This window comes from Enterobacter sp. ECC-219 (assembly GCF_043966805.1).
GTDB classification, from domain to species: Bacteria; Pseudomonadota; Gammaproteobacteria; order Enterobacterales; family Enterobacteriaceae; genus Enterobacter; species Enterobacter cloacae_N.
This window is the reverse complement of sequence record NZ_CP143680.1, coordinates 548,780-565,981: the sequence shown is the minus strand read 5'-3', so window position 1 is coordinate 565,981 and position 17,202 is coordinate 548,780. Positions and strand designations below refer to the sequence as shown.

The window sequence follows — 17,202 nt, the reverse complement described above, 5'->3', positions numbered from 1 at the left end:
TCGTCTCCGTTACACCTTTTCCACGTTCACGAGGAAGGCCTTAAACTCCGGCGTCTGCGTGTTCGCATCGCCGACAAACGGCGTCAGGGTGTTCGCAATGAACCCTTTCTTCGCCACGCCCTCATAGCCCCAGTGAATTGGGATGCCGATGGTATCCACCTGCTGACCGTGAACGTTCAGCGTGCGAATACGCTTGGTCACCACCGCCTTGGCTTTGATATAGCCGCGGTTAGAGGAGACCTTCACGGTATCGCCATGGGCGATGCCGAGCTTGTTCGCCAGCTTCTCGCCGATCTCCACAAACTGTTCCGGCTGCGCGATGGCGTTGAGCAGCGCGTGCTTGGTCCAGTAGTGGAAGTGCTCGGTCAGACGGTAGGTAGTGCCCACGTACGGGAACTTGTCCTTTTTACCCAGCGCTTCAAAATCGCTCTTGAAGATACGGGCTGCCGGGTTAGAAACCACGTTCGGGTGCAGCGGGTTGGTGCCCAGCGGCGTCTCAAACGGCTCGTAGTGTTCCGGGAACGGACCTTCCGCCATCTTATCGATAGCAAACAGGCGTCCCATCCCTTCAGGCTGCATGATAAACGGCCCAACGTCACTGCCCGGTGCGGCAGTGCTGTAGTCCGGAATATCCACGCCGCCCCATTTCGCGCCGTCCCACTTCAGAAGCTGACGCTTCGGATCCCACGGGTTGCCCTGCGGGTCAGCGGATGCGCGGTTATAGAGGATACGGCGGTTGAGCGGCCACGCCCATGCCCAGCCTAGCGTATTGCCGAGGCCCGACGGGTCGGCGTTATCGCGGTTGGCCATCTGGTTGCCCTTCGGCGTCCAGCTACCGGCGAAGATCCAGCAGCCGCTTGACGTGGTGCCGTCATCGCGCAGGTGCGCGAAGGTGCTGAGCTGATCGCCTTTCTTCGCCAGCACGGTACCGGTGGCCGGGTCGATAACGTCCGCCAGCGCCTTACCGTTGCTCTCCATCGCCACTTCTTCCGGCGCAGGGTTTTCCGGCGTCGAGTAGTTCCAGGTCATGTTGAGCACTGGTTCCGGGGTCGCGCCGCCTTCTTCCGCATACATCTTACGCAGGCGTAAGAAGATACCGGCCAGGATCTCGCCGTCGTTCATGGCGATGCCCGGGGCGTCCGCGCCTTTCCAGTGCCACTGCAGCCAGCGGCCTGAGTTGACGATAGAACCGTTCTCTTCCGCGAAGCAGGTCGATGGCAGACGGAACACTTCAGTCTGAATCTTCGACGGATCGACGTCGTTCGATTCACCGTGGTTCTGCCAGAAGGTTGAGGTCTCGGTATTGAGCGGGTCAATCGTTACCAGGAACTTCAGCTTCGACAGAGACTCAACAACCTTGTTCTTGTTCGGGAACGAGGCAACCGGGTTAAAGCCCTGGCACAGATAGCCGTTCACTTTGCCCTGGTGCATCATCTCGAAATACTGCAGAACGTCGTAGCCTTTGTCCCACTTCGGCAGCCAGTCAAAGCCCCAGCTGTTTTCCGCCGTCGCTTTGTCGCCGAAGAAGGCTTTCATCATCGAGACGAAGAACTTCGGATAGTTGCCCCAGTAGTTCACCTGGCCTTCGAGCAGCGGTTTTGGCGTGCTGGCCGTCAGGTAGGTCTGCAGGTCGGTCTGTTTCTCGCTTGGCAGGTTCATGTAACCCGGCAGGCTTTGAGACAGCAGGCCGAGGTCGGTCAGACCCTGAATGTTGGAGTGGCCGCGCAGGGCGTTCACGCCGCCGCCTGCCATCCCCATGTTGCCGAGCAGCAACTGCACCATCGCCATGGTACGGATGTTCTGCGCGCCGATGGAGTGCTGCGTCCAGCCGAGTGCATACAGGAACGACGCGGTTTTGTCCTTCGCGCTGGTTTCGGCGATCAGTTCACACACCTTCAGGAAGTCCGCCTTCGGCGTACCGCAGATGTTTTCAACAACTTCCGGCGTATAGCGGGAAACGTGCTCTTTCAGCAGGTTCCACACGCAGCGCGGGTGTTGCAGGGTGGTGTCGCGCTTCGCAAAGCCTTTCTCATCCAGCTCGTAGTTCCAGCTGGTTTTGTCGTATTTGCGTTTTTCGGCGTCGTAACCGCTGAACAGGCCATCTTCGAAGTGGTAATCCTCACGCACGATCAGGCTGGCGTTGGTATAGGCTTCGGTGTATTCGCGGTTATATTTTTCGTTGGTCATCAGGTACAGCAATACGCCTGACAGGAAAGTGATGTCAGTACCTGAACGAATAGGGGTGTAGAAATCCGCCACTGACGCAGTACGCGTAAAGCGGGGATCGATCACAATCAGTTTCGCACCGTTGTGGATTTTGGCTTCCATCGCCCAGCGGAACCCGACAGGGTGCGCTTCAGCGGCGTTACCGCCCATCACCACAATGAGGTTGGCGTTCTTGATGTCGACCCAGTGGTTGGTCATCGCACCGCGACCAAATGTTGGAGCAAGACTTGCTACCGTTGGTCCGTGTCAGACACGCGCCTGGTTGTCGACCGCGAGCATACCGAGTGCGCGCGTAAATTTCTGGGTTAAATAACCGGTTTCGTTACTGGAGGCAGAAGCACACAGCATCCCGGTGGAGAGCCAGCGGTTAACCGTGACGCCGTCGGCGTTCTTCTCAATAAAGTTGGCATCGCGGTCTTCTTTGATATGTTTTGCGATGCGGTCGAACGCCTCTTCCCAGCTGATTTGCTGCCATTTGTCGGAACCAGGCGCGCGGTATTCCGGGAATTTCAGGCGGCTTTCGGAGTGGATAAAGTCCACCAGACCGGCCCCTTTCGGGCACAATGCGCCGCGGTTGACCGGATGATCCGGGTCGCCTTCGATATGGAAAATAGACGCTTTGGCGTTTTTAGCACCGTCGCCGAGGCTATACATCAACAGCCCACAGCCGACGGAGCAGTACGTACAGGTGTTACGGGTTTCGCGGGTGCGCAGCAGTTTGTACTGCCGCGTTTCCGCCAGCGCTACGCCAGGCGCAAAGCCCAGTGCCGCTGCCGTGGTGCCTGCCATACCGCCAGCGCAGATCTTAAAGAACTGCCTTCTGCTGACCTGCATGGGTCACTCCTTGTTCGACATTGCTTATATATGTAGTTTTAACTTCGCGGTTGAGAATTGACCGCAAAGGAGAAAAATTTGCGTTAATCCCTCATTTCTCCGAGGGATATCATCAGAATACCACAATGTCGGTATACCTGTTCTAACGGCGTTAATACAAAGTGAACGTATTATCACTGTGTTGATTATAAAGTGTGATACTGATCACACTACAAGCTCTGCATGTTAAAGGGGTGTAGCAGGGGCCGGGTTGCACCCCTTCTTAATGAGTAGGAGAATGAGTGCCGAAAAGTTGATCCATACTATGCGTAAGGCCTGTGGTTTATGCTGCAATAGCAGGCTTACTTCCGTGGTTGTTCAGGAATACCGCTGTGTCTAAACAAAACCGTGCTACCCGTTCATCGCCATTGCCTGCGGGCATTGTGGAACTGTCGGTACGCAGACCGCCCCACATTACCCATGCCACACCGGATTTTCTGGCAGAAGAAGTGCCCGTTGCCCTCGTTTACAACGGTATTTCGCATGTGGTGATGATGGCTTCACCGAAAGATCTCGAACTGTTCGCCATCGGTTTTTCCCTCTCGGAAGGCATCATTGCGCACCCGCAGGAGATCTACGGCATGGACGTGGTGCAGGCCTGCAACGGTCTTGAAGTGCAAATCGAACTTTCCAGCCGCCGCTTTATGGGGCTGAAAGAGCGCCGCCGCGCGCTGGCAGGGCGCACCGGCTGCGGCGTGTGTGGCGTTGAGCAGCTCAATGATATTGGCAAGCCCGTTGTGCCACTGCCGTTTACCCAGACCTTTAATCTGGCGCATCTCGACCGTGCGCTTGAGCACCTCAACGATGTACAGCCCATCGGCCAGCTGAGCGGCTGTACGCACGCGGCGGCGTGGGTGCTGCCGTCGGGGGATATTGCCGGAGGGCATGAAGACGTGGGTCGACACGTCGCGCTGGACAAACTATTAGGCCGTCGTGCGCGGGAAAGCGATGTCTGGCAGCAGGGGGCCGCGCTCGTATCCAGCCGCGCCAGCTATGAGATGGTGCAGAAGTCCGCCATGTGCGGCGTGGAGATCCTGTTTGCGGTGTCGGCGGCAACCACGCTGGCGGTGGATGTCGCGGAGCGCTGCAACCTTACGCTGGTGGGCTTCTGCAAGCCGGGAAGGGCGACGATTTATACCCATCCGCAGCGGTTAATGGTTGATCAATAATTTTGAATGATAATAGCAAATCCTTCCGCTTTTAGTTGTTCATGATGAGGTCTAGTATTTATCTCATCAAGGCACGGTGCCTTACCAAAACAACTTAATGAAAGGGTTTATATTATGAAAAGCATCAAAACTTTTGTCGCTGTAATCGCTCTGGCTACTTCTTTCGGTTCTTTCGCTGCACAGACCGTGACCGCAACCGCGTCAACCATTGATGGCGCAGAAGCGAAAATCGCGGCTCAGGCTCAGGAAGCCGGCGCGTCATCCTACAAAATTACCCAGGCGTTCTCAGGTAACCGCGTGCATATGACCGCTGAACTGACTAAATAAGCTGTCACACCGTCGAAAGAGCGCCCCCGGGGCGCTTTTTTAGTTTATGCCCGCCACGCGCAGCAGCGCGGTTACCACTGCCGCCGCTACGATCACCACAATTAACGGCATTTTGCGCCAGGCGAGAAACACCGCAAACGCCACGCCCAGCACGCGCGCCATCCCGGCGAAATGTTCTCCTTCGTAAAACGTGGTCGCCAGCGCGACGGAAAACAGCAATACCGTTGCCGCGTCCGAAAGCAGCGCCTGAGACCGTTCAGAGAGCGCCAGCCGGTTGCCCAGCTTTGCCCCGCCAAGCCGCATTAAATACGTGCCCGCAGACAAAATGGCGATGCCAAGAATAAAAAACGTCATGTTTCCCATTATTTTTTCCTCGCAGCGAGACCGAGTAACGAGAGCAGAACCGGTAAGCCCACCGGGGCAAACGGTACGGCAGCCAGTGATAATGCGGCACCGCTGCAGGCGCGGATCAGCGTGGTACGGTTTTTAAACGCGGGTACCACTAACGCCAGTAAAATCGCCGGAAATACTGCATCCAGCCCGATGGTTTCCGGGGCCGGCAGCAGTTTGCCGACCATGGCACCCAGCAGGGCGCCCACCGGCCAGATAATCGCCACGCCTAAGCCGCATAGCCAGTAGGCTGCCTTACGCTGCTCGGGCGTTTTTTGCGACAGGCCAAAAACCACGCTTTCATCGTTCATGATGTGACAGCCGAGATAGCTCAAACCCCGTTTACCCACCAGTTCACGCACCGTCACGCCAAACGGCACGTGGCGCGCGTTAACCAGCAAACCGGCGGCCGCTGCCGCCAGCGGATTGCCGCCGCTTGCCACAATGCCGATAAACATAAACTCCGATGCACCCGCCAGCACGGTGAGGGAGAGGACAAACGGCACCCAGAGCGGGAAACCGTAGGCCATCGCCAGCGAGCCGTAGGACATCCCAACGACCCCAACCGCGAGGCAAACCAGGATGATTGCTTTTATCGTGTCGCCTTTCAGGCAAGAGAGAGAATTCTTCATACCATTTTAGCCATATCGAACGTATTTCCATTATAATGAACGCATCAAAACCGTTTTACAAGACGAACGATTCGTTCGTTATAGATAAGCAGAGGCCGTTTTTATGACGCAGCCAATCAGCGTGATTGCCAAAAGCCTGGTGCGAGAACGCCTGCGAACCGGGCTTTCGCTGGCGGAAATTGCCCGCCGTGCCGGGATCGCTAAATCCACGCTTTCCCAGCTGGAATCCGGCAACGGTAACCCGAGCCTGGAAACGCTGTGGTCACTGTGCGTGGCGCTGGATATTCCTTTTGCCCGCTTGCTGGAGCCGCAGCAGCCGACCACGCAGGTGATCCGCCGTGGTGAAGGCACGAAAGTGGTGGCCGGGCAGGCAAATTATGAAGCCATTTTGCTCGCCGCATGTCCACCTGGCGCGCGTCGGGATGTCTATCTTCTGATGACCCAGCCGGGTGCCGATCGTATTTCTCAGCCGCACCCTCCTGGCTCAGTAGAGCATATTATTGTGATGCAGGGGCGGGCCCTGGTCGGCCTGATCGACGCGGCGGAAGAACTCGCCGCCGGGGATTACATTTGTTACCCCGCTGACCAGCCGCATATCTTTAAGGCGCTGGAGCCGGATACGCACGCGCTGCTGGTGGCGGAACAGAACTAACAGAGATACGGAAACTCATGTCGCTTAAAGCCATTGCCAAAGAACTGGGGCTGTCTGTCACCACCGTCAGCCGCGCCCTCAACGGATATGACGACGTCTCCGCCGAGACGCGCGCCCGCGTGGAAGCGGAGGCCCAGCGCCGTGGCTACCGGCCCAATACCTTCGCCCGCCGCCTGAAGATGGGCAAAATTGACGCCGTCGGGCTGGTGTTTCCGGTTCATCCCGTTCCGCTCAATAACAGCGTATTTATGGACATGGTCGGCGAAATTAGCCACGAACTGGCGCGACATGAGATCGACCTATTGCTCATCGCCGACGACGATCTGGCGGATAAGCACAGCTACATGCGCATGGTACAAAGCCGCCGCGTCGACGCGCTGATCGTGGCGCATACGCTGGATCACGATCCGCGTCTTGAGCAGCTGCAGGCCGCCGGTTTTCCTTTCCTGGCGCTTGGGCGCAGCCACCTCCCGCAGCCGTACGCGTGGTTTGATTTTGACAATCACGCCGGTACGTACAGGGCCACCCGCTGGCTGATCGAAAAAGGACATCAGCGTATTGCCTTGCTGGGGGAGAGTAATAATCAGGCGTTCATTACCCAACGCCGTCAGGGCTATCTGGACGCACTGCGTGAGGCCGGGCTTTCCAGCGAGTGGCTGCGCGCCATGCCCCCGTCGCGCCGCGTCGGGTATGCCACCACAAAAGAGCTTCTCGCCCTGCCGCAGCCGCCCACGGCCATCATCACCGACTGCAACACTCACGGCGACGGCGCGGCGATGGCGCTGGCGCAGCTGGGGCGTTTATCCGGCGACAACGCCGTCTCGCTGGTGGTCTATGACGGCCTGCCTCAGGATAGCATCGTCGATATCGACGTGGCGGCGGTGATCCAGTCCACCCGCCAGGGCGTCGGCAAACAGATAGCCGATATGGTGCGTCAGCTGATTAACGGCGGCGATATCGAGCAGCTTCAGGTGCTCTGGCAGCCGGAATTCTCCCAGGGCCAGACGGCCTAAACCGCGCGAAATTCCAAACCCGATCACAGATCCGAAACGTTTTGGTTTGTATCCGAAACGTTTCGGATCAACACTCAAGACATCCCGATGACAGGAGATGTCTTATGCAAGATGCCATATTTCGACTTGAAAGCAGCACGGTAGACGTGGTGATAAAAACGCGCCCGTTTGCCGAAATTCTTTACTGGGGGCCACACCTTCACCACTTTTCACCGCAGGATGCTGCGACGCTCGTACGCCCCGTTGCCAACGGCAGGCTGGACGTGGACTCCCCGGTTACGCTGATGGCCGAGCTGGGGCACGGTCTGTTTGGCTCACCCGGCATTGAGGGGCACCGGCAGGGGCTGGACGGTTCCCCGGTATTCAGCACCACCGACGTACAGCAGCAGGCGCAAACCCTGACGGTAACGGCGGAAGATGAACATGCGGGCCTGCGCCTGACCAGCGAACTGGCGCTGGATGCCAGCGGCGTGCTGGTAGTGCGCCACGGCTTAACCAACCTGAAATCGCAGGCGTGGCAGGTGGAGCGCTTCGCCGTTACGCTACCGGTGGCCGAGCGCGCCCGGGAGGTGATGGCCTTCCACGGACGCTGGATCAGAGAATTTCAGCCGCACCGCGTAAAGCTCGATCACGACAGCTTTGTGATTGAAAACCGCCGGGGTAAAACCTCCCACGAACACTTCCCGGCGCTGATTGCCGGTACGCCGTCGTTCAGCGAAATGCAGGGTGACGTCTGGGGCGCGCATCTGGGCTGGAGCGGCAACCACCGCCTGCGCGCGGAAGCGAAAACCGACGGTCGCCGCTATCTGCAGGCCGAAGCGCTCTACCTGCCGGGTGAAATGGCGATTGATGAAGGCGAAACGCTCTGGACGCCGCGCCTGTATGCCAGCTACTCCCCGCGTGGCCTGAACGGTATGAGCCAGCAGTTCCACCGCTACCTGCGTGACAACATTATCCGCTTCCCGGAAAACAAACCGCGCCCGGTGCATCTCAATACCTGGGAGGGGATCTACTTCAACCACGACCCGGACTACATCATGCGCATGGCGGACGAGGCCGCCGCGCTGGGCGTGGAGCGCTTTATCATCGATGACGGCTGGTTCAAGGGCCGCAACGACGACCACGCGGCGCTGGGTGACTGGTATCTGGACGAGAAGAAATACCCGAACGGCCTGACGCCGGTGATCGACCACGTCAAACGGCTCGGCATGGAGTTTGGCATCTGGGTTGAGCCGGAGATGATCAACCCGGATTCCGATCTGTACCGCGCGCACCCTGACTGGGTACTGGCGCTGCCGGGCTATCCCCAGGTGACCGGACGACACCAGCTGGTGCTCAATCTCAACATCCCGGAGGCCTTTGATTACCTGGTGGAACGCATGAGCTGGCTGCTGGGCGAACATGCGGTCGACTACGTTAAGTGGGACATGAACCGCGAGCTGGTGCAGCCGGGTCACAGTGGCAAAGCTGCAGCCGATGCCCAGACCCGCCAGTTTTACCGCCTGCTGGACGTACTGGGCGAGCGCTTCCCGCACATCGAGTTTGAATCCTGCTCCTCCGGCGGCGGGCGTATTGATTACGAGGTGCTGACCCGCTGCCACCGTTTCTGGGCGTCTGATAACAACGACGCGCTGGAGCGCAACACCATCCAGCGCGGCATGAGCTACTTCTTTCCGCCGGAAGTGATGGGCGCGCATATCGGTCATCATAAATGCCACGCCACCTTTCGCCAGCACAGCATCGCTTTCCGCGGGCTGACGGCGCTGTTTGGCCATATGGGACTGGAACTGGATCCGCTCACCGTGGACGCGCAGGAGCGCGAAGGCTATCGCCATTACGCCGCACTACACAAGCAGTGGCGAGAGGTGATCCATCATGGTACCCAGTGGCGCATCGATATGCCGGACGCCACCACGCTGGCGCAGGGTATAGTGAGCGAAGACAAGACCCAAGGGCTGTTTATGGTTAGCCAGCTGGCGATGCCGGATTACACCCTGATGATGCCGCTGCGCATGCCGGGGCTGGACGCCCGAGCCCGGTACCGCATCACGCTGCTCGATCATCCGAATATTCAGATTACAGGTGAGGGTGGGCACACCATGCGCAGGCTGCCGGCGTGGATGGCCGCGCCGCAAACGGTGAACGGTGAATGGCTGATGCAGGCGGGCATTACGCTGCCGATTCTGGATCCGGAAACCGCCATTCTGATTGGTGTGGAACGCGTGTAAGGGTGACGGGCCGGGCAGCCGGCCCTCCGTTGAGGATAAAAATAATGAACGCAACAACCTGTACCCACAAAGGCAACCCTAACTTCTGGATCTTCGGGCTGTTCTTCTTTCTCTACTTCTTCATCATGGCCACCTGCTTTCCGTTCCTGCCGATTTGGCTGTCGGACATCATCGGCCTGAACAAAACCCATACCGGGATTGTTTTCTCCTGTATCTCGCTGTCCGCCATCGCTTTCCAGCCGGTGCTGGGGGTGATTTCAGACAAGCTGGGGCTGAAAAAACACCTGCTGTGGATCATCGCGGTGCTGCTGTTTCTGTTCGCACCGTTCTTCCTGTACGTCTTCGCGCCGCTGCTGAAAGCCAATATCTGGCTGGGCGCGTTGAGCGGCGGGCTGTATATCGGCTTTGTTTTCTCGGCAGGATCGGGGGCGATTGAGGCCTACATCGAACGCGTGAGCCGCAACAGCTTCTTTGAATACGGCAAGGCGCGCATGTTTGGCTGTCTCGGCTGGGGGCTGTGCGCCTCAACGGGCGGCATCCTGTTCGGCATTGACCCGTCGTACGTCTTCTGGATGGGATCGGCGGCGGCGCTGCTGCTGATGCTGCTGCTGGTGGTCGCGAAGCCAAAGCCCAACCAGACGGCGCAGGTGATGAATGCGCTGGGCGCCAACCAGCCGCAGATCACCGCCAGAACCGTCTTTAACCTGTTCCGCCAGCGCAGAATGTGGATGTTCATTCTGTACGTGATCGGCGTGGCCTGTGTGTATGACGTCTTCGACCAGCAGTTTGCCACCTTCTTCAAAACCTTCTTCGCCACGCCGCAGGAGGGGACCCGCGCCTTTGGTTTTGCTACCACTGCCGGAGAAATCTGTAACGCTATCATCATGTTCTGCTCGCCGTGGATCATTAACCGCATCGGCGCGAAAAATACGCTGCTGATCGCCGGGGTGATTATGGCGACGCGCATTATCGGCTCGTCGTTCGCCACCACCGCCGTGGAGGTGATTGCCCTGAAGATGCTGCACGCGCTGGAGGTGCCGTTCCTGCTGGTGGGCGCGTTCAAGTACATCACCGGGGTGTTTGATACTCGCCTGTCGGCCACTATCTACCTGATTGGCTTCCAGTTTGCCAAACAGTCGGCGGCAATTTTCCTCTCCGCCTTTGCCGGGAATATGTATGACCGGATCGGCTTCCAGGAGACGTATCTGATGCTGGGCTGCTTCGTGCTGGCGATCACGGTGGTGTCGGCGTTTACGCTGAGCAGCAGGCAGGAGATTGCCGCCGCCGCGGGGGCAGCAGTATTAACACATCAGTCCAGGTAAAAGACCTCTTTAAGCTCCGCACTCACCGGGCTGTTGTCCGGGTTCGACGGCATTACATCATGCATGTGTTTCCACCAGCGCTGGCAGACGTCGGTATTCGCGACCGCGTTCCAGCGCTCCTCTGATTCAATCTCTACGGTGGCAAACAGAAGGCTACGTTCTCTGTCGAGATAAATGGCATAGTGGTGCGCGCCGTGGTCTTTCAGTGCCGCTTCCAGCTCGGGCCAGATGGGGTTGTGGCGACGCGCGTACTCCTCGTGCGCGTCCGGGTTTACCTGCATGACAAAGGCTTTACGGATCATAATGCCTCCAGATATAGCTCGCGAACCTCGTCGCGGCTGGCGGTGCGCGGGTTGCATGGCGCGCACGGGTCGGCGAGGGCTTTATCCAGCCAGCCTTCGATATCGGCTTCTGTGACGCCAAGCTGGCTGAAGCCGGACGGAATACCGACGCGGGCGCTCAGGTCGCGAATCGCCTGAATCGCTGACAGGCTGGCCGCTTCGTCGCTCATGCCGCGCGTGTCGACGCCCATCGCCTGCGCCACGCGAGCAAACCGTGCCACGGCGTTCGGGCGATTAAAGCTTTCGACGATCGGCAGCAGGATGGCGTTGCACACGCCGTGCGGCAGATTGTGCGTCGCGCCCGGCTGGTGCGCCAGGGCATGCACGAGGCCGAGACCAGCGCTGTTAAACGCCATGCCCGCCAGATACTGACCAAACGCCATCTGCTCGCGCGCGTCCAGGTTATGACCGTCGTCGACCGCTCTGGGCAGCCAGAGGCTTATCAGGCGAATCGCTTCCAGCGCGTTGGCATCGGTTAGCGGGTGCGCGCCAACGGACACATAGGCTTCAATGGCGTGCGTTAACGCATCCATCCCCGTTGCGGCGGTGACGGATGCAGGAATATCCAGCATGACGCTGGCATCATCCACGGCGATATCCGGGATGATGTTCGGGTCGATGATCACTTCTTTCACCTGACGTGCGGAGTCAATAATCACCGCGTTGCTGGTCATCTCCGCCGCCGTGCCTGCGGTGGTGTTGATCGCCACCAGCGGCACGCCCGGGTTTTTCACCTTGCCGACGCCGGAATAATCGGTGGACGGACCGGGGTTGGCGGTGAGGATTTTAATGGCCTTGGCGGTATCAATTGGGCTGCCGCCGCCAAAGGCGATGAGATAATCACACGCGGCTTCCCGGTAGGCCGCGAATCCCTTCTGTACCAGCGCCTCCGTTGGGTTGGGGAAGACCGCGTCAAATAGCTGATATGACATCTGGTGCGCATCCAGCGCGGTAAACAGACTGTCCAGCAGACCCAGCTTCACCAGCTGGCCATCGGTGACAATCAGCGCTTTGCCCCACTCTTTGTTCGCCATCAGCTTGACCATGTCGCCAATAGCGCCCGCACCGTGCAGGCTGATTTTTGGAAGTGCCAACATAAAGCTCATGATAATTCTCCTTAACTATCGCCTGTACCGTCCGGCCAGCGAGGGTTTATGCGTATATTTCCAGCGCTGACCGTAGCGGGGTCACGCCGAAGCGCTTGCCTAGCGCAATAAGCTCTTCGCGGGTAATGGTTTGCTTCATACCGCCCATGGAATAAACCTTCACCAGCACTTCCGCTGATTTCTCGGCGGTGTCGATCAGACCGAAGGTTTCATCCAGCGTTGGACCGCTGCCAAAGACACCGTGGAACGGCCACAGCACCAGCGAATGTTTTTGCATATCTCTGGCGGTCGCCTGGCCGATCTCGTCGGTACCCGGCACCATCCACGGCAGAATGCCGACCCCGTCCGGGAAGACCACCAGACACTCGGTACTGCCTTCCCATAGCTTGCGGGTGATGAAATCAGCGCTGTTTTCCAGCACGTAGGTCAGGGCAATCAGGTTGGTGGCGTGGCAGTGCATGATCACGCGGTCTTTGCCGTTAGTCGCCTTGATGCGCTCGCAGTGGGAGAGGAAGTGCGCCGGCAGTTCGGAGGTGGGCACCGCCTCGTCGGTCAGGCCCCACAGAATGTGGTAGCCCGCGCCGTCGCTGTCCACTTTCACCACGCCGAGGTTGGCCTGCGGGTCAAGCTGAACGTTGCGGAAGAACTTGCCGGAGCCGGTGACGATAAACGGTGTATTCGCGAGCAGCGGCATCGGCTGACTCAGTGCAATATAGCGTGGTTTTTGATGGAAATCGGCCGCGAACGGTTCGATATCCGCGTCGTCCAGGCGCAGCGTCAGGTTGCCACCGTTGCGCTCGTCCCAGCCCTTCAGCCAGGCGTCGGAGGTGGCTTTGATCATGCCCTGGACGAACCAGGAGTGGGTGATAGTCTGCATAGTCTTTATTTTCCAGTTATCGCGGTGAGAGTTTCCCTCACCCTAACCCTCTCCCGAAAGGGGCGAGGGGATGGTTTGCTCCCTCTCCCCTTTGGGGAGAGGGCAGGGATGAGGGGCCAGCTACCCGCGCTGACTCAACACGTCTTTCTCATACGCCCGCACGTTTTCCAGCCACTGGCTGCCTGCCGGCACATCGTTACGCTGGCAGTACATCTCCCAAACGGCCTGCCACGGCAGGGATTTTTGCTCTTCCAGCAGTGCCAGGCGCGCGGTGTAGTCGCCGTTTGCTTCCAGCTGTTTCAGCGCCGCGGTTGGCTCCAGCAGCGCGCGCAAAAGGGCTTTTTTCATATTCCGGGTGCCGATCACCCATGCCGCGATGCGGTTGATGGAGGCGTCAAAGAAGTCGAGGCCGATGTGCACGCGGTCGAAGAGGTCATGACGGATGATTTCGCTGGCAATCGCCTGGGTTTCGTCATCCAGCAGCACCACGTGGTCGCTGTCCCAGCGCACCGGACGGCTGACGTGCAGCAGCAGGCGCGGCACGAAGAGCATGGCGGCGGAGATTTTGTCGGAGATCACCTCGGTCGGGTGGAAGTGACCGGCATCCAGGCACAGCGCGGTCTGGCGGCTGGTGGCGTAACCCATGTAGAACTCATTCGAGCCGACGGTATAGCTCTCCGCGCCAATGCCGAACAGCTTGCTCTCCACCGCATCGATGTGGTGTGCTGGATCCAGTTTTTCGCTGATGGCCTCATCCAGCGCGGCCAGCAGACGCTGACGCGGGGCCAGGCGGTCGACGGTGATGTCTTTCATGCCGTCCGGGATCCAGATGTTCATCACTGACGGCGTGCCAAGCTGTTCACCAAAATAAGCCGAGACGCGGCGGCTGGCCTTCACGTGGTCGATCCAGAACTGACGGATTTCATCGTTGGCATGGGAGAGGGTAAAACCGTCCGCACTCAGCGGGTGCGAGAAGCAGGAGGGGTTGAAGTCCAGGCCCAGCCTGTTGGCTTTTGCCCATTCCACCCAGTTTTTAAAGTGTTCCGGTTTAATCGCGTTACGCGCCACCGGTTTGTCGGACTCCAGATAGATCGCGTGCAGGTTCAGGCGTTTTGGCCCCGGGATCAGGCTCAGTGCCAGCTCCAGGTCTGCACGCAGTTCGGTGGCGTTGCGCGCTTTACCCGGGTAGTTACCCGTCGCCTGAATGCCACCCGTCAGGGAACCTCCCGGGTTCTCGAAGCCAGCGACGTCATCGCCCTGCCAGCAGTGCATGGAGACAGGCAGACGGTCGAGCTGGTGCAGCGCTGCTTCGACATCCACGCCAACGGCGGCGAAACGCTGTTTAGCCAGATCCCAGGCTTGTTCAAGTTGAGTGGTCATGCGCAAAGCTCCTTAGTCAGTCGTTTTTGCTGAAACTGCGCCCGGTAGCGGGCAATTTCATGGCAGGGATTAGGGATGAAAGTAGTCAGGCGGATATTCGCGGTGACCACCGAACGGAATTCATCGACGTCTGAAAGTTCGTCCAGAGCCATCAGCTGAATACCGATGTTGCCGAGCGTCGAGGCCTCCACCGGACCCGCCACCACGGTGATGCCGCAGGCATCGGCGCAGAGCTGGTTCAGCAACTGGTTCTGGCAGCCGCCGCCCACGATATGCAACTGGCTGAACGGTTTGCCGCGCAGGCTCGCCAGCTCGTTCAGAACATCCGCGTAGAGCAGGGCGAGGCTGTCAAAAATACAGCGCGCCAGCTCGGCAGGACGGGAAGGGACCGGTTGTCCGGCCTCGAAACAGGCGGCCTGGATTTCGGCGCTCATATGCACCGGGTTAATAAAGCGGTCGTCATTCGGGTTGATCAGGAACGTACAGGCCTGCAGCTTTTCGGTTTCGGCGATAAGCGCCGGCAGGTCGAAAATATGCTGTTCTTTCAGCATTCGCTGGAGCAGCCAGAGTCCCATGATGTTCTTCAGCACGCGGTAGCGCCCTTCGGCACCGCCTTCATTAGTGATGTTCGCCGTCATCGCGGCGTCGCTGGTGTACGGCGTTTTGCTCTCAAAGCCCATCAGCGACCAGGTGCCGGAAGAGAGGTAGGCCGCGTCTTTGCTGGCCAGCGGGGATGCAATCACCGCGCTGGCGGTATCGTGACTGGCGACGGCGACAACAGGGATGGCGTTCCCCTGCGGGCAGAGCCACTGCCCGATCGCATTACCCGGATGGGTCGGCGTGCCGAACCAGGAAGGTGAGGCCCCCGTCCAGGCCAGCAGGTGTTCATCCCAGCTATCGGTGTTGATGTTGACCAGCTGCGTGGTGGTGGCGTTGGTGTATTCCCAGTTCATGTTGCCGGTCAGCCGGTAGCTTAAGTAGTCCGGGACGAGCAGTGCATGCGCCACCTTTTTGACCAGCTCCGGCTGCTGCTCAACCAGCGCGCGCAGCTGATAGAGCGTGTTAAACGGCAGAAACTGAATGCCGCTGCGGCCATAGATGTTGTGTTTGCCAAGCTGGGCTATGGCCTGTGCCATCAGCCCGTCGGTGCGGCTGTCTCGATACGAGACGGGCAGGCCGATGCGTTCGCCGTGGCTGTCGAGCAGAACGTAGTCCACGCCCCAGGTATCAATGCCGATGCTGTCGATGCGTATGCCATCATTGCAGACGTTGTTCAGCCCGGTGCGGATCTCCGCTTCCAGGGCATCAATATCCCAGGTATCAAAACCGTCCTGTTTTTGCAGGCAGTTGGCGAAACGGTGCATTTCGCGAAGCGTGAGTGTGCGCTTGCCGCAGTCCCAGGTGGCGAGCATTACGCGGCCGCTGGATGCGCCTAAATCGACAGCTACACAATGGCGAAAAGTCATGGTCAGGTCCCTTCTTAAGTCATTGGTGCTGAGTGTAAAAAAGGGAAGAAAAGGCCACCTTCTCGTCACTGACAGCACGAATCTCGCGCTGGCAAGGAAGCAAAGATGAACGTGAGGGAGTTCACAATTTCCAGTGAGGGCGGGGTTTTAGGGCAATGTGACGTTGACCGCATTTCCCGATTTTTCCGTCTGTTTCTTGAAAAACGGACAGTCTTTGCGACGTTTGCTGTCAAAAATTTAAGGTGAGTGTGGAAGGCCTTAATTACTATTTTGAGAACTTTTCTCATTGGTGGGGGCCGCTATGACCGTACTGCACAGCGTCGATTTTTTCCCGTCGGGAACATCTCCGATCGCGATCGAGCCACGGCTCCCGCAGGCCGCGTTTCCTGAACATCATCATGATTTTCATGAAATTGTGATTGTCGAGCATGGGACAGGCATTCATGTCTTCAACGGCCAGCCATACACCATCAGCGGCGGTATGGTGTGCTTCGTGCGCGATCGCGACAGGCATTTGTATGAACATACCGACAATCTGTGTCTGACCAACGTGCTCTATCGTTCGCCGGACGCGTTCCAGTTTCTGTCGGGATTGAACAAGCTACTGCCCCAGGAGCAGGATGGACACTACCCGTCTCACTGGCGGGTGAATCAGTCCACGTTGCAGCAGGTGCGCCAGCTGGTGAATCAAATGGAGCAGAGCGAGGACGGGCAGGAGACCCATGCCATTGCCACCCGCGAGCTGCTGTTTATGCAGCTGCTGGTGCTGTTGCGTCGCAGCAGCCTGGTGGAAGGGCTGGCAAATAACGACGCGCGGCTGAACCAACTGATGGCCTGGCTGGAGGACCATTTCGCCGAGGACGTGTGCTGGGAAACGCTGGCGGATGATTTTTCGCTGTCGTTGCGTACGCTCCATCGTCAGCTCAAGCAGCACACCGGGCTCACGCCGCAGCGCTACCTCAACCGCCTGCGCCTGATTAAAGCGCGTCACCTTTTACGTCACACCGACGAAAGCGTCACGGATATCGCGTATCGCTGCGGTTTCGGCGACAGTAATCACTTTTCGACCCTTTTTCGTCGCGAGTTTAGCTGGTCGCCGCGCGATATCCGTCAGGGGAAGGATGCTTCAATCCAGTAACGCGAAGGCAATCACCGTTTTATTGCCGCAAAATGGCTAATAATGTCCGGTTATTCACCGTA

Annotated in this window: 15 protein-coding genes; 7 read left to right on the top strand and 8 right to left on the bottom strand. The window is 58.6% G+C overall.

The genetic code is table 11. The annotated features are described in order from the left end of the window. Positions 1-9: 9 nt before the first annotated feature. The gene (gene fdnG / locus V1603_RS02670; RefSeq protein WP_395313467.1) at positions 10-3,060 is read right to left on the bottom strand and encodes a formate dehydrogenase-N subunit alpha; all 3,051 of its coding nucleotides are present in this window, start codon (positions 3,058-3,060) and stop codon (positions 10-12) included. A 371-nt stretch (positions 3,061-3,431) separates the two neighbouring features. Here fdnG and fdhD point away from each other — a divergent pair, with 371 nt between their 5' ends. Both fdhD and V1603_RS02660 read left to right on the top strand, forming a co-directional pair. Further along, the gene (gene fdhD / locus V1603_RS02665; RefSeq protein ID WP_395313466.1) at positions 3,432-4,268 is read left to right on the top strand and encodes a formate dehydrogenase accessory sulfurtransferase FdhD; all 837 of its coding nucleotides are present in this window, start codon (positions 3,432-3,434) and stop codon (positions 4,266-4,268) included. A 114-nt stretch (positions 4,269-4,382) separates the two neighbouring features. Beyond that, positions 4,383-4,595, top strand: a complete 213-nt coding sequence (locus tag V1603_RS02660; RefSeq protein ID WP_023309747.1) for a DUF1471 domain-containing protein — start codon at positions 4,383-4,385, stop codon at positions 4,593-4,595. Positions 4,596-4,634: 39 nt separating this feature from the next. Here the strand turns inward: V1603_RS02660 and V1603_RS02655 are convergent, their stop codons facing one another. Both V1603_RS02655 and V1603_RS02650 read right to left on the bottom strand, forming a co-directional pair. Continuing rightward, positions 4,635-4,958, bottom strand: a complete 324-nt coding sequence (locus tag V1603_RS02655) for an AzlD domain-containing protein (RefSeq protein WP_116343751.1) — start codon at positions 4,956-4,958, stop codon at positions 4,635-4,637. Further along, positions 4,958-5,617, bottom strand: a complete 660-nt coding sequence (locus V1603_RS02650) for an AzlC family ABC transporter permease (protein ID WP_395313465.1) — start codon at positions 5,615-5,617, stop codon at positions 4,958-4,960. The genes V1603_RS02655 and V1603_RS02650 overlap by 1 nt, the downstream gene beginning before the upstream one ends. 103 nt (positions 5,618-5,720) lie before the next feature. On the opposite strand from V1603_RS02650, the gene V1603_RS02645 reads away from it, so the two are divergent. The 4 genes from V1603_RS02645 to V1603_RS02630 all read left to right on the top strand — a co-directional run bounded on the left by V1603_RS02645 (position 5,721) and on the right by V1603_RS02630 (position 10,832). Further along, complete coding sequence (locus tag V1603_RS02645) at positions 5,721-6,269, top strand: helix-turn-helix domain-containing protein (RefSeq protein WP_116343753.1); 549 nt, start codon at positions 5,721-5,723, stop codon at positions 6,267-6,269. 17 nt (positions 6,270-6,286) lie between these two features. Beyond that, positions 6,287-7,282 carry a LacI family DNA-binding transcriptional regulator gene (locus tag V1603_RS02640; protein WP_233003664.1) on the top strand — a complete coding sequence of 332 codons (996 nt, stop codon included), beginning with the start codon at positions 6,287-6,289 and terminating at the stop codon, positions 7,280-7,282. 104 nt (positions 7,283-7,386) lie between these two features. Next, positions 7,387-9,510 (top strand): alpha-galactosidase, encoded by a 2,124-nt coding sequence (locus V1603_RS02635; protein WP_395313464.1) that lies wholly within the window; start codon positions 7,387-7,389, stop codon positions 9,508-9,510. 44 nt (positions 9,511-9,554) lie between these two features. Beyond that, a complete protein-coding gene (locus V1603_RS02630; protein WP_395313463.1) occupies positions 9,555-10,832 on the top strand; it encodes an MFS transporter in 1,278 nt (425 codons plus the stop codon). Here the strand turns inward: V1603_RS02630 and rhaM are convergent. From rhaM to rhaB, 5 genes are all read right to left on the bottom strand, one after another. Then, positions 10,820-11,134 (bottom strand): L-rhamnose mutarotase, encoded by a 315-nt coding sequence (rhaM, locus tag V1603_RS02625; RefSeq protein WP_163331004.1) that lies wholly within the window; start codon positions 11,132-11,134, stop codon positions 10,820-10,822. The two genes, V1603_RS02630 and rhaM, sit on opposite strands and share 13 nt — an antisense overlap. Next, a complete protein-coding gene (gene fucO, locus V1603_RS02620) occupies positions 11,131-12,279 on the bottom strand; it encodes a lactaldehyde reductase (protein ID WP_116343758.1) in 1,149 nt (382 codons plus the stop codon). The genes rhaM and fucO overlap by 4 nt, the downstream gene beginning before the upstream one ends. Positions 12,280-12,325: 46 nt before the next feature. After that, on the bottom strand, positions 12,326-13,156 hold the full coding sequence (gene rhaD / locus V1603_RS02615) for a rhamnulose-1-phosphate aldolase (RefSeq protein ID WP_163331005.1): 831 nt from the start codon (positions 13,154-13,156) through the stop codon (positions 12,326-12,328). A gap of 120 nt (positions 13,157-13,276) precedes the next feature. Beyond that, positions 13,277-14,536 carry an L-rhamnose isomerase gene (gene rhaA / locus V1603_RS02610; protein WP_395313462.1) on the bottom strand — a complete coding sequence of 420 codons (1,260 nt, stop codon included), beginning with the start codon at positions 14,534-14,536 and terminating at the stop codon, positions 13,277-13,279. After that, a complete protein-coding gene (gene rhaB, locus V1603_RS02605; RefSeq protein ID WP_395313461.1) occupies positions 14,533-16,002 on the bottom strand; it encodes a rhamnulokinase in 1,470 nt (489 codons plus the stop codon). The genes rhaA and rhaB overlap by 4 nt, the downstream gene beginning before the upstream one ends. Before the next feature lie 301 nt (positions 16,003-16,303). On the opposite strand from rhaB, the gene rhaS reads away from it, so the two are divergent. Beyond that, positions 16,304-17,140: an HTH-type transcriptional activator RhaS gene (gene rhaS, locus V1603_RS02600; protein ID WP_116343762.1), complete on the top strand. Its 837-nt coding sequence runs from the start codon at positions 16,304-16,306 to the stop codon at positions 17,138-17,140. Positions 17,141-17,202: the final 62 nt, after the last annotated feature.